Origin of the sequence: Celerinatantimonas sediminis, from assembly GCF_046054195.1 — a bacterium.
Lineage (GTDB): Bacteria > Pseudomonadota > Gammaproteobacteria > Enterobacterales > Celerinatantimonadaceae > Celerinatantimonas.
The window spans coordinates 1-13,508 of the sequence record NZ_JBEQCS010000033.1 but is presented as its reverse complement, the minus strand read 5'-3'; the positions used below and the strand labels follow the sequence as shown (position 1 = coordinate 13,508).

At 34.5% G+C, this 13,508-nt stretch carries 12 protein-coding genes; 2 read left to right on the top strand and 10 right to left on the bottom strand.

The genetic code is table 11. The annotated features are described in order from the left end of the window. The first annotated feature begins 372 nt into the window (after positions 1 to 372). Positions 373 to 1,080 (top strand): hypothetical protein, encoded by a 708-nt coding sequence (locus ABTQ23_RS20910; protein ID WP_408617702.1) that lies wholly within the window; start codon positions 373 to 375, stop codon positions 1,078 to 1,080. 289 nt (positions 1,081 to 1,369) lie between these two features. On the opposite strand, the gene ABTQ23_RS20905 is transcribed toward ABTQ23_RS20910, so the two are convergent. From ABTQ23_RS20905 to ABTQ23_RS20885, 5 genes are all read right to left on the bottom strand, one after another. Continuing rightward, positions 1,370 to 2,296 (bottom strand): hypothetical protein, encoded by a 927-nt coding sequence (locus ABTQ23_RS20905; protein WP_408617701.1) that lies wholly within the window; start codon positions 2,294 to 2,296, stop codon positions 1,370 to 1,372. After that, positions 2,268 to 3,236 (bottom strand): MBOAT family O-acyltransferase, encoded by a 969-nt coding sequence (locus ABTQ23_RS20900; protein ID WP_408617700.1) that lies wholly within the window; start codon positions 3,234 to 3,236, stop codon positions 2,268 to 2,270. The genes ABTQ23_RS20905 and ABTQ23_RS20900 overlap by 29 nt, the downstream gene beginning before the upstream one ends. Positions 3,237 to 3,796: 560 nt before the next feature. Next, complete coding sequence (locus ABTQ23_RS20895; protein ID WP_408617699.1) at positions 3,797 to 4,072, bottom strand: hypothetical protein; 276 nt, start codon at positions 4,070 to 4,072, stop codon at positions 3,797 to 3,799. 1,007 nt (positions 4,073 to 5,079) lie between these two features. Next, on the bottom strand, positions 5,080 to 5,433 hold the full coding sequence (locus ABTQ23_RS20890) for a hypothetical protein (RefSeq protein ID WP_408617698.1): 354 nt from the start codon (positions 5,431 to 5,433) through the stop codon (positions 5,080 to 5,082). 803 nt (positions 5,434 to 6,236) lie between these two features. Continuing rightward, positions 6,237 to 6,677 (bottom strand): hypothetical protein, encoded by a 441-nt coding sequence (locus ABTQ23_RS20885; RefSeq protein ID WP_408617697.1) that lies wholly within the window; start codon positions 6,675 to 6,677, stop codon positions 6,237 to 6,239. A 447-nt stretch (positions 6,678 to 7,124) separates the two neighbouring features. On the opposite strand from ABTQ23_RS20885, the gene ABTQ23_RS20880 reads away from it, so the two are divergent. Then, positions 7,125 to 8,183: a PDC sensor domain-containing protein gene (locus ABTQ23_RS20880; RefSeq protein WP_408617696.1), complete on the top strand. Its 1,059-nt coding sequence runs from the start codon at positions 7,125 to 7,127 to the stop codon at positions 8,181 to 8,183. A 1,145-nt stretch (positions 8,184 to 9,328) separates the two neighbouring features. Here ABTQ23_RS20880 and ABTQ23_RS20875 read toward each other — a convergent pair. The 5 genes from ABTQ23_RS20875 to ABTQ23_RS20855 form a co-directional block, all read right to left on the bottom strand. Next, positions 9,329 to 9,454, bottom strand: a complete 126-nt coding sequence (locus ABTQ23_RS20875; protein ID WP_408617695.1) for a hypothetical protein — start codon at positions 9,452 to 9,454, stop codon at positions 9,329 to 9,331. Further along, a complete protein-coding gene (locus ABTQ23_RS20870) occupies positions 9,451 to 9,723 on the bottom strand; it encodes a hypothetical protein (protein WP_408617694.1) in 273 nt (90 codons plus the stop codon). Before ABTQ23_RS20870 ends, ABTQ23_RS20875 begins: the two co-directional genes overlap by 4 nt. A 522-nt stretch (positions 9,724 to 10,245) precedes the next feature. After that, positions 10,246 to 10,770 (bottom strand): hypothetical protein, encoded by a 525-nt coding sequence (locus ABTQ23_RS20865; RefSeq protein ID WP_408617693.1) that lies wholly within the window; start codon positions 10,768 to 10,770, stop codon positions 10,246 to 10,248. After that, complete coding sequence (locus tag ABTQ23_RS20860) at positions 10,733 to 11,113, bottom strand: hypothetical protein (protein WP_408617692.1); 381 nt, start codon at positions 11,111 to 11,113, stop codon at positions 10,733 to 10,735. Before ABTQ23_RS20860 ends, ABTQ23_RS20865 begins: the two co-directional genes overlap by 38 nt. Before the next feature lie 519 nt (positions 11,114 to 11,632). Then, entirely contained in the window at positions 11,633 to 12,499 is an 867-nt protein-coding gene (locus tag ABTQ23_RS20855) for a hypothetical protein (RefSeq protein WP_408617691.1), read from the bottom strand. Positions 12,500 to 13,508 lie beyond the last annotated feature (1,009 nt).

Sequence of the window (13,508 nt, the reverse complement as noted above, 5' to 3'; positions counted from 1 at the left end):
TCGCTCTGGCATTTTCTCTTATGTGGCTACCTATGTGGGTTGACTAATATATGTACAACAAAGATCAACACGCTCTAATTAATATATATATATTTTATGAATCCACGTCTACGGTTTAAAGGCTCTAAATCACGTAGATTTTGCTCTTAAAAAGTCAACTAGCAATACGAATTCAAGACCATCAATATATACTTATATATATACTGCCACGAACATATACATACTTGATATTTTGATGCTACATATTAAATTAAATAATTATATTAATAAATTTAATATTATTAAAATTTATTATTTAAAACAATATATCATATTTATTGTCTATACTGTTTAAATGCTCTTCTATGGAAATTTTAGCTAAGTAGGTCAAATATGGAAACTTACAAGAAACTACCTCTCGTCAATCCATATCCATTCTTCTACAGTAAGAAGTCCAATGACTATCTGGACATGGAAGACCATTTAGGAAAAGTAGATAATTATAATAAATTCATCTCGTTATGGGATAAAAATCTATCGGTCACTGGCCCGTTAAAAAATAAAATAAAACGCTCTCGAGAATATAAAACATGGCAAAAAATCTATAATGGATTATCTCGCAGCTCACTGATCGATGGCTATAGATGTGATGGATTTCCAAAACTTTTATGGTCAGATTTGATAAAAGAGATAAATGATAATCGTTATCATTTATCTCCAAACCAAACAATATTTCATGGAGGATATTGGCCCACTACAGGCATCCCAACAGTTGGAGAAAAATTTTCGCTAAATCGGCCTTTATCAACAACATTAAATCCAGATTCAGCACTATGGCATTCAAAATCTGATTATGATGAGGAAGATAGATATCGAACGTATATCTCATTGATCATTCTTCATGTTGCCAATGACTCAAATTTTTGTGTACACGTATATGATAATGAAAAAAACGAAAATGAGATGGAAGTTTTAATCGTTCCGAATGCAACAATCCAATGTCAGTCAATTACCCCTATCCAATTGTATATTGATCCTAATTTTTCAAAAGAAAACAAAGATGAATTAACTTGTTATCTTATAGAGTCTACTATCCGATAATCACCTTTATTAACGTAAAATCTAATGCTTGTTTTGCTATTATTGGATAGGGTATCTTTATGCGTTTAGAAAAATGTCAGATCTTTTCTAGTAGTCAAGCGTATATTCAATTTCGGGCAATTTATGTGGACGGCAGCTTAAATTTATGGCATAAGCTATGCTACTGAAACTAAGTAAACTATCTTTAAATAGAAATAAGAGAAAAATTCAGCTAAAAATAATACTGTGGCCAATATACTGACCAGAGCCAAGTGAATAATATCACTAACAAAAATCGGTAACGCTTTAATTAATACACATTAAATTGGGGTTTCAAACATTTATTTATTTTTTCAATAACCATCCTCTTAATATATTTAGCACCCTCTTTATTAAGATGATCACCATTTAAAAAATATTTATCTGACAAAGGATAGCTTATTAAATTTATATAACAATTACCAAATAACGATCGCATGTCATTGGTGAATCGATTTAAATCAAATAAATGGTGATTATTCAATTCATTTTTCATATATGTTATATATCTATAATTTAATGGCATAGAAATAACTACCACCTTAAATTTACTATTAGCAAATATTTTTCTTATTTTAGATAAGTTATCTAAATACACCTTATCATTGGGAATAAATAACCCTTCCCTATAGTGAGATTTGCTAACCCAATCTAGATCAACACTGTGTTCTCTATCATCTAATAACTGACGGCCATTTTTAATAAAAACAATTTTATTACCTCTCCCATCTAAATCATTAAAAAAAACAGCTCCAACCTTTTTAAAAAAGTCCGAAAAGCTCACTGTCACCTTACTTTCAAATACATTTAAATATTTATTTAAACCATATTTATATAATAATTTTTTATCATTAGGGTTCCTAGTAGATTGATTTATATACATTTCCATCGGTGTAATATTTATTATTACATATTTTAAATTAGGAAATATACTCTTCCCATAAGAAAACTCTTCAATAGAATCAGCTATCACTCCTCCACCTTCATTCAAGTAAAAAATATTATCACTATTTAACAAAATTCGATTAGCATGAGAATTTCCAATAACAATTCCATCGATATCATTTGGGTGTGTTATTTCTCTATATTTCAAGCTGTTATCTTGAACCATGAAAATTGACAAAACAATAATTATGATTATACATACCATTACAGATGCTTTATGAATTTTAAAATTGGGCATAATAAAATTGGCCATCAACATGCCTAACAAAAAAAGATGTTGTTACAAACATTAAACTAATCATTATTATTAGAGTCGGACTATAGGACACAATTCGTTTAACATTTTTAAAAAAAAACAGATCAAACACCAACAAAATTACAAGTGACATCCCCCATAAAATCCAATATTTATAACTGACTATTGGTACTATATAATCTGGAATGAGGCCATTAAATGTATAGCCAACTAAAAAATAGAATAAAATCTGACTAACTATTAAAACACGGCGATACTTCTTCAATTTATTTTGTGCCAAAAAGTATATTGTATTAAACAGACCAAAAGATATAAAATTTATTGTTAAGCCATGCCATAAAGATAAAACAGACACACTAACTCCGACATTAATATACGCTTTATACTTCCTATATTTTTTATGTGTAGACACTTTAAAAAAATCATTGCACCATTTAAAAACTGTAATATTCCAACGGCTGTAAAACTGGGAGATATTACGACAAAAAAATGGGGCTTTAAAACTCATTGGCATTTTAAACCCAGCTAAACCAGCTATACCAATTCCCATTAGCGACCAAGATAGATAATCTGAATACATATAAGCTAACCAGAAAATTGAGTTCAAATAACTGTCATCTGTTGCAAAAACTTTCTGAGTGACATACGCCACATAAATTTTAAAGAATAATCCAATAGAAAAAACCAGGTGATACAAAGCGAGCGATTTAACATTAATACGTTTGAGCCTATCAAACCCAGATGGTTTTACTATAGGACCACAATATAATTGAGGGAAAAAACTTAGCTTACTAACTAAGTCTCTACAATTTATATCACTTTTTATATAATAACAGATCTGAAATAATGCAAAACTCACTCCCATGAATTGATAGCCATCAGAAGCACTAAAAAAAGTATTTTTAACTAAAATTAACGCTAATACTGCCATGGCCATATATAAATCTTTAATCGCTACATACATTGATATTATTTTTACCAGTATGACAAGGGTACATATGACAAGAAAAGTCTCTGGAGATAATAACAATGAAAATAAAACGCCACAAAATATCACTATTTTTTTTGAATTAGTCAGAGCCGAGATAAAATATAAAATGATGAGAGCGGTAACCAAACTGCAATCCCTTGCATAAATTATAACTTTTTATATTATTGATACTTAAGTGATTAAAAATCAAGCAGTTATTTCAAAACTTTAAATTTGTCTCAGTTTAGGGTAAGTGGTCACATGTCCTTAACTGCTCTTAATCAGGGTTACAATACGCCGACGTTAAAGTAGTTCTAAGATTTGGGCAAATTCTCACAACGAATCACAATCAGGATATTTTTAAAATGTATTTTTCACTAAGGATTAATTAGTTAGAACAATCTATTATAGACGGATAGGCTAGCTTTTAACCCTTACTTCAACGAGGACCATAAGCTAATCTATGAGGAAAGTCCCCAAATAGACCCGCCTATGAGACGGCTCTATTTGAGTTTTATAATGACGAATTAGTGATCTAAACGATGAATACCAGTAAGTTCAACGTCCCCACTATTCGGGGCTCGATGCATATCAACCATTGCGGGATAGGTTTCAGAACTACCAGGAATAGATGCATTGCAGAAGAACGCAAAGTTTTCACCATTTACGACTTGAATCGAATAATCCAAAGGCTTGTAGTCAACACCTACTTGACCAAGAATTCCTTCTTTAAACACCTTTTGAGCATCTTTGGTTAATCCTTTATATGGTGACCATGCACCAGTAAGAGCTTGTCCACTCATGTTAGTGTCCTCTCATAGATTAAATTATAAAAATCAGATTTATATGATCTTCAAATACTTTTGACTAACACAACTCCAAAAGATTGTTGCTACTAAAATAGCATAGGATATGCGGCCCTCAATGCGCCCCATAAATATTGATATAAATCACCCTTACCAAGTATTGATGATAACATCATGATCTATTCAACAATTTTAACTGAAAAAATGGTTTAACTTAGTATGGTTCAAAGGACGACAAGGCATGACAAGCAAAGAGCAAAAAGGCCGCTCAATGCAGCCTTTTTGATGATGTTGTAGCTTAGAACATCAGTTCTATTTCCTTTGATTCAAGGATTTATAGGGATAACCAACTTGTTGTATTTCGTCTACCAACTCACCCCTCCCAATCGCTATTATTACTCTATTAGTATGGAAAAAATCGGGTTATTCGCAACATTGCAAACATGATCTAGTTCAAAATTTTTTAAAACAAGCCAGCTAGAAAATCTAGTCTAGCTAAAGGAGCCTGTTATGCTGTACTCGCAACCCAGCAGGAATGGAAAAAATTATAGGATCATATTTATGCCTAAGTTTCTTTATAAAACTTAGGCACTGAGACATAATAAATTTACCGAAAAATTCGGAAAAAATGATATAAAAACAAATAGATAGATGTCCTTTAAAGAGTAATGAATATAGGTAGGTCCCTCTTTTACCAAATCGGGATAATCACATACAGCCAATAGATTGAACTTACCCATCAAAAAATCTTGTGACACGATCTCTGCGCAACGCATATCGCTATTTCTTTAGATCCCACACAAACCCAATACCTGATAAGACTCAAAAATTACGAATAGGAATACAGCACACCAACAAATCATAGTTTTGTCGATATAAAATAAGCAGCTGGGAAGTAACGAATTGTAATTTAGTTAGCTATTATACATAGAGTTACAAGTAAGAAGGCCACAAAATAGTGGCCCGCTATAAGATATAAATTTCATATTACATCAGATAAGCCATTAAGATGCATTACTGTCATAATTTTTCCAAGCTGCTTTGAAACCTTTTGAATCAAAAAAGAAATTAATTTTAAAAAAATGGAAATATACAAGTTTTTTTCTCATAAACTGTTCAATTAGGAATTTTTCACCTCTGTCTGTTTCAGGATTAAGGTAAATTTGTTTGTTAGTACAGAATTGACTAAATCTAACATCCTGATTATCCACTTTGACAATTAAATCACTATTTAATGCTCGTTTAATAGTGCATTTATTTGGCAAAAATATATAAATTCTTTGCGTTTTACTTTCATTTTTACTTATAGCAGCCATATACAACAGAGCAGCTCTTTCATCTGTTTTAAATTTTTTCAAACCAAATTTAGCGTAGTAGCCACCATTATCAAAAAAACTGGATGTAGATATTTCTTGGTATGATGGATAATATTCAGATTGGTCAAAATTACTCGGTTTTGTTAAATCAATGTTAACTGCAGCAAAGCTCTCTAAAGAGATAAACCAAGTATTAAAATTAACTTTCTCACGGCCCCTTCATCTAATCTTATGATTTATTGGACAGCATACCAAATTAAAGACATCAATCAACATTAATAACTTAAAAATCATTTAGTTAATAACATTTCACTATATTTAACTATTCAATTTAGTATATATCTAACACTTAAGTAATAACCCAAATCTATCTGATGTAAATAACAGAATACTCAACTATCCAATTTTAATTCCGACTCATCTATATAGTTACCAGTCCCATAAAAATGGAAAATTTGGGCATCAAGTATAATGCTTAACATGCTAATAATTGATGGTTTTATCTATAATCTTATGTAACAGATGAATAGATCTAGTTCACCAAAGAACAAATAAAATGCAAAGGTATTCTCTAGGTTGCTATCACTGTTAGTTAGAGGTGAACATGAAGGCCTGTAAATCTAGACCCAGCTGAAAAATAAGATGTAGTCAGGACTTCAAACAATTCAAGTGTTAGTTTAAACATTGCAAGAGTTAGCATTTGATACTGGGCAAATTCTTATGCGGAAAGCAGTTTTCCCTTGACTTTAATATACGATAAATTCGAATATTAAATTCAAGGGATGCTAAGCCACCTTCTAGCTACCACCATAGGTAAAAATTGCAAATTTGAAACTAACCTGACATTACTTAAATAGATTTGATGTTTCTCCATCTAAATATATTTTCTTAGGAGGACCATTTTTCAGAGAAATAACATTCCCATATTGAGAGGGATAATTGAATTTTATCAATGCTCCTTCCATTAAGTCAGGTTTATCATTAATAGGATACATACCTAGGTATTGGCGACCATTCACAATTAGAATAATTCGTTGTGTAGAACGTTGAGCCTCTCCCCAAGTATTCAAATAATAGTACACACTTAATTCAGTTTCTTTATATAGATAACATCCAACCCACTGATACATTGCATCTTTAGAAATTGGATAGCTAAAACCACCGCTCTTTAAGACCGAAATAATTGTGTCATTATTTAACGGTTTCACATGATCACATTCTTTACTATATGCCACATGAGTATATAACATAGTGGTTATTAATATCATATAGGCTAATAATTTCATTATTTACCCTATTCAACTCAACTAAACATTCAAAAAACAAGGTGTATTTTTTATAAAATTAACATAAGAATAGTTATCTAAACAACGTTACTTATTAAATCGAATAATAGAGAATAACCCAAATTGGTTTACTTATCTATAAATCTATCTAACATTCCTCTATTTTACTTTTTATAAAACTGCTCAGAGGTGATGAATATAGCGCAGTTAATTATAATTGGAGCGACTAACGTTCATTAGATTTTTGCTGCCAACCACCTGTTTACGAGTGCTAACGTTAATCTCATAACTACCGTGCCAATATCAGTTTGTTTAAATGTTGAACATATGCACTGATGATTCAGATGAATTGTTTATCCATCTTCACTGCTTCCCGCTTAATGTCAATGATCAGGCCCACAAGGAGTATTCTAGCTTATACTGACTATCATCGGTGGTTTTCGCCTGTTGTCACATCAACTGCCAGTCCGCCTTTTCCAGCCCTACGAAGATCTCCGAGGCCACAAAATCGCCATCATTTATTTAAATCAAAACAATACGATGGGAAATAATCCTCAAACAGGAAGATTTACCCCTTATTGGACTCGGGACCATCAGGGACATATAGGGGTTCAGTCATTAGTGGATTATGATTCAACTGAGAGGCTTTCTAATGGCGTCATGAAAGGTGGCTGGTATATTAAGCCTAAGCAAAATCACACACCTTCGGTTACGGCTCCGCTACCATATATTGTTCAAGGTAAGCATGTTTGGTTAGCAACTTTCTCATCCCCTATTTTAGTTAATGACAAATTTTTAGGTGTTGTAGGTGCAGACTATAACTTACAATTTGTGCAGTCTCTTAGTAAACAAGTAGCTTCACACCTATATAATGGGCGGGCTGAAGTAAGTATTCTAACCGATCAAGGCCTCGTAATTGCTGATAGTGACAGACCAGAGACTATCGGCAAATCAATGAGTAATTTATTCAACAAGCAGTACCAAAAAATATTTAATGCCGTTAAATCTGGACAAGTTGTTATTTTTAATAACAAAGAGCATGAAAACATAGGGATTATTTCACCAATTACATTAGGTAAAACTAATAGTCTTTGGGCAATTGTCATTCGAGTTAAACGAAATATTGCATTAGAAAACGTAATAAACTTAGATCAACAAATAAAGGTGACAAATCACTCCAATATGGTTTGGCAAACGACAATTGGACTATTAATTTCTATCTTAGGATTAATTGCCATTATTGTTATGGCAAACTCTCTTTCTAAACCTATCCTTCGAGCGGTCAAAATGGCGAAAACACTCGCCCTTGGAGACTTTAATACAAGACTTAATTACAAAAGCAGCGATGAAATAGGTCAACTATCAAATGTATTAGATAACATGGCTGATAACCTACATTGGCATGTCCGGGTCGCAGAAGAAATTGCGAAAGGCAATTTAAATCAATCTGTTCAAATAGCTTCAGATAAAGATCAGCTAGGCAAAGCACTTTGCGATATCCTTTAACCGACACTGACACGGTGACACAATAATCCTGTGTATGGGTTCTTCCATAAGAATAGAGGTAAACCCACTTTTCCTGATTATTTGCAAGAGCCGATTTAGTGTAAGGCTTGCCAAATATGGCCAGGACCTCCCCTTGAGTCGTTTCCCTTTTACAATTTGCTGCACTTCTTAACTTGAAAAATCCTGACCAACTGCATAATTTGAAGACGTTAAACACACAGAAAGAAGTAAAGCACTAACAAAAGCAACAACAATCCAATGGGCTTCATGATTCCCTATCCTATTGACAGTGAAGTAAGGTAACGTTAACGCAAACCTTTGAACCCACAATCGCGTAAAAGACTTAGCCCATTAATAAAAAATTTAAAAAGTGCTGTTTAATGAAACAACACCAGAAAAACAGAACTATTTCCAGGAGAAGCAAACCGCCGTCGATTAAACGATCACTCATCGATACTCCTGAGTATTTTGAACCTCAATCATCAAATAAAACGCATACTAAAATCTTCGGCGTCTCTTTAGATAAATGGCAATTGGGCCTTGGGAAAAGAGAATAAAAGAAAAAATAAAAGCAACCATAGCGCTAATACCATCAGCTTGGTCGCGCCCAGAAATTAGGTCATACGGAAAGATAAACCTAAAGTCCTGCCAAATAATCATATTAAACATCAGCCAATAAACCCAATTTATCCAACTTAACGTTTTTAGAATAAAACCCAGACTAAGAAAGCGTCGATTAATCAAAAGACACCAGAAAAACAACACTATTTCTAGAAGAAACAAGCCTCCGTCGGCTAAAAGTTCACTCATTGCTACTCAAAAACATACTTATGCTCATCAAATCTAGCGACGCTTATTCATATAAACAGTAAAAGGGGCTTGAAATGCAATCATAAAACAGAGAATGAATGCAATGATTATGCAGGCTCCATTAGCTTGAATCCGTCCGATAAAATGAGAATACGGGAATAGGAATACCTGATTCTTCCATATAAATAAGTCAACAAAGATCCAGTATCCCCAGTTAACCCAGCAAGCTATTTTCATGGGTGCGTTGAAATTCAAATAGTGTTTGTTTAAAAACCGACACCAAAAGAAAATAACCACACCAAAAAATAATACCGCTAGTGAGACCCATATATCAGTCATGATTTGTTACCTGTTTCATCTGGCTCAAACTGACTCTCGATCCAATGTACTGAATCTAGAATATGGCCTTTAACCGTATCTAAATCGGCAAAGATTTCTGCCCATAATGCAATTTTACTCAAATCCTTCCAGGCTCGATGAGTCTTAATTTTTGAGGATTTAATACATTTGAGATCTGTTGATAAAATTCAATCGCTTTTACTTTCGTCAAACGGCCATAGTGGGCAAAATCAGCCATGATCTTATGCACCATTGTTTCAACATAATTAATGAAACTTTGTTGTAGCGTACCGGCGGGAATTTCTTGGCGAATCGTAGTATGAGCTCGCATAATGGCTGCATTTGCACGAGCTTGTACTTCTGCGACATCTTCTGGCGCGACTTCTGCCACAACACACATCCTTATTTTTTTGAACCTCACACAGCCTCAATGGCCCAAAAGGTTTAAACATTCAATATTGGAATGCAGTGTACCTTTAAATGATATTTTTATCTATATGAATTGAAGATAGCAGAGGCCCGAGCTACAAACATTTATGTGATCTGTGCATCAGTGAAAACAACGCCAAACGCGCAGCACAAAGGGAATGGGGATAAGTAGAAATGAAGTAACTAACGACGTTTTTTCATGTAGACAGTAAATGGTGCCTGATATGCAATTAAGAAGAAAACGATAAATGCCACAGGAATATAGATACCATTATTTTCTAAAGCCCTGCCAGCTACTAAGGAAAACGGAAACACGGTTCGGTGGTCCTGCCACAAAGCCAAATCCACTACTATCCAATAGATCCAATTAATCCAACATAAAAATTTCAATGGTAAATTACAATTTAAATAATTTCGTTTGAGGAATCTACACCATAAGAAAACGAAGATACCCAAAATCAGAACCAATATAGCGACTATAGAACTATTCATGAGATTTTTCTTTTTTATCGTCTGAAGTAAAACCTGATTCAATCCAATCTAATGACTTAATGATATAATATTTTGACGTTGCTAGATCAGCACCAATTTCCGCCCAAAGAGCAGTTTTACTCATACTTTGCCATGCTCGATGAGTCCGGTCCAAAATCTTATGGATTGTGAGCCCAAAAGACTGAATAATTTTATCATCAGGCAACTGTTCAAGTTGAAATAATCCAAGACACGATATGGCAATATCTTCCACATCGTAAATTTTTGTTCCCCATATATCGCCAAATATTTTCATATGCAGCTGTCTAAAATATCCAGAATGACTTTTAAGTCCATCCGAAAAGAAAAGATAGGACTCCTCAAAGTTATTTGTAACGTGACCAATAATAACTATTACAGCGATCACTATAATTGTTACAGCGATAGCAGTAAAAAGGCCTTCGATAGAAAATAGAGCTACAGCAGTGATCTCTACTCCATCAACAAATAACTCTGCTGTACCTAAAAACGCCAGCAAATCTCTTGGATTTTTTAACCACCGTATAATCTGTCTCCCCCATATACATCGACGATAATGTAGTTCCACCTTGGAGGATACAGTCTGTGGTCGAAGTCCAATTTACAGCATTAAGAGACTTTACAATCTCATGATATAGCGATATCACCTTAGCTTTTGTTAAACGACCATAAGCTACGAACTCAGACATAATTTTATGCACCATCGTTTCAACATAACTGATGAAACTTTGCTGCAGCGTACCAGCGGGGATTTCTTGGCGAATCGTAGTATGAGCTTGCATAATGGCCGCATTCGCATGAGCTTGTACTTCTGCGACATCTTCTGGCGCGACTTCTGCCACAACACACATCCTTATTTCTTTGAACCTCACACAGTCTCAATGGCCCAAAAGGTTTAAACATTAAATATGGGAATGCAGCATACCGATAAATGATAATTTTATCTATATGAGACAAAGATAGCAGCGGCCCGAACTCCAAACATTTAAGTTATCTGTACGCCAGCGAAAACAACGCCAAACACGCAGCCCAAAGAGAATGGGGAAAATTAGAAATGAAGTAACTAACGACGTTTTTTCATGTAGACAGCGATGGGCCCCTGAAAAAACAGAACGAATGTAAAAATAAACGCAATAAGCATACAAACACCGTCAGCTTGAGATCTTCCTGTTATCACATCATATGGAAAGATGTAGCCTTGATGCTGCCAAATAATCAAGTTAAAAAACAACCAATAAATCCAGTTAAACCAACTCAATGATTTCAACAGAAAATTCAAATTCAGGAAGCGTCGTTTGATGAAACGGCACCAAAAGAACAGTATGATGTTCAGAACAAGTAAACCAAAAGCTACAAAAATATCACCCATGCTTCTTATCTTCTTTTTGATTCGATGAAAACTGTTCTTTTACCCAATTATATGCATCCTCAACGTGTCCAGAAACCGTATTTACATCAGCGGCGATCTCCGAAACGAAGGCTGTGCGACTTAGATCACGCCATGCTCGGTGAGTCTTATCGAGTAACTTTTGAATTGTTAACCCAAACGATTGAACCAACTCATCTGGGGCTAAGTGTTTTATTTCAAACAACCCTCGCGCAGAAATCGCAATATCACTGACATCGTAGATATCATCCCCTAAAACTTTGCCAAATATTTTCTCATGCCATTGACGAAAGTAACCAGAATGCGACTTGAAACCATCCGTGAAATATAAATAGGCTTCTTCAAAGTTATTGGTGACGTGCCCAATAATAACGATTACAGCAAGCACCGCGATCGCCACAAATATCGCGATAAGAACACCTTCAAGCGATGCTGCTACACCCACTCCTAGCCCAATACCATCAACAAATAAGTCAGCAGCTCCTAAAAAACTTAACAAGGTTCTTGGGTTCGTTATCCAACCAATGATTTCTCGCCCCATATACAGTGATGACATTGCAACACCACCTTGCATCACACTGTTGACGACAAAACTTGCTCTATCTGTACTTGAACCTTCTTTGATATGGTGGAAAAGTTCAATTGCTCTGTCTTTTGTTAAACGACTATAAGCTACGAACTCAGACATGATCTTATGCACCATTGTTTCAACAAAATTGATGAAACAATGGTGCAGTGTACCAGCGGGGATTTCTTGGCGAATCGTAGTATGAGCTTGCATAATCGCTGCATTTGCATGAACTTGTACTTCTGCGACATCTTCTGGCGAGACTTCTGCCACAACACACATCCTTATTTCTTTGAACCTCACACAGCCTCAATGGCCCAAAAGGTTTAAACATTAAATATGGGGATGCAGTGTACCGATAAATGATAGTTTTATCTATATAAAATCAAAATAGCAATGGCCCGAACTACAAACATTTAAGTGATCTTTACGCCAGGAAAACAACGCCAAACGCGTAGCACTAAGGGAACGGGGAAAAGTAGAAATGAAGTAACCTATTCTGCTCTGCGTCATCTTAAAATAACTTACTAAAACCTTCGGCGTTTGCGTACCAGAAATGGGGCCTGAAAAACAATAAGGAAAGAAAATACAAATGCGATAATCATAGTAATGCTGTCAACTTCAGCTCCGTGTACAACAAAAGAATAAGGTATGAAAAAACGTTGTTCATGCCATACACCTGCGCAAAAAAGAAGCCAATAGAACCAATTTACCCAACAAAAGCACTTTAGTAGAAAGGACAACATTAAATAATGTGTCTTTAAATAAAAACACCACAAAAATATGACTACTTCGAAAAAAAAGAAACCACCGTCGACTAATAGATCACTCATGCTTTTTCCTATTACTTGAAAATTGAGATGAAACCCAGTCACATACACCTTCATATGCCCAGCTATAGTCCCAACATTGGCCAAAATTTCAGTCACAAATGAAACTTTGCTGTAGTTTACCAGCGGGGGTTTCTTGGCGAATCGTAGTATAGGCTTGCGATGGCTGCATTTGCATGAGCTTGTACTTCTGCGGCATCTTCTGGCGCGACTTTTGCCACAAAACACATTCTTATTTCTTTGAACCTCACACAGCCTCAATGGCCCAAAAGGTTTAAACATTAAATATGGGAATGCAGCATACCAATAAATGACAATTTTATCTATATGAGGCGAAGATAGCAGCGGCCCGAACTACAAACATTTAAGTTATCTGTATGAATCGCCACTACTTCACTAGACGACTTTTAGCCTCATTAAAATATTGACGCTCATACTCTAACGGCGATAGC

Excerpts from the sequence above, each read along its gene's own strand:
- ABTQ23_RS20910 (WP_408617702.1), top strand. The coding sequence starts at position 373 with ATGGAAACTTACAAGAAACTACCTCTCGTCAATCCATATCCATTCTTC.
- ABTQ23_RS20905 (WP_408617701.1), bottom strand. The coding sequence starts at position 2,296 with ATGGCCAATTTTATTATGCCCAATTTTAAAATTCATAAAGCATCTGTA.
- ABTQ23_RS20900 (WP_408617700.1), bottom strand. The coding sequence starts at position 3,236 with ATGGCCATGGCAGTATTAGCGTTAATTTTAGTTAAAAATACTTTTTTT.
- ABTQ23_RS20895 (WP_408617699.1), bottom strand. The coding sequence starts at position 4,072 with ATGAGTGGACAAGCTCTTACTGGTGCATGGTCACCATATAAAGGATTA.
- ABTQ23_RS20885 (WP_408617697.1), bottom strand. The coding sequence starts at position 6,677 with ATGAAATTATTAGCCTATATGATATTAATAACCACTATGTTATATACT.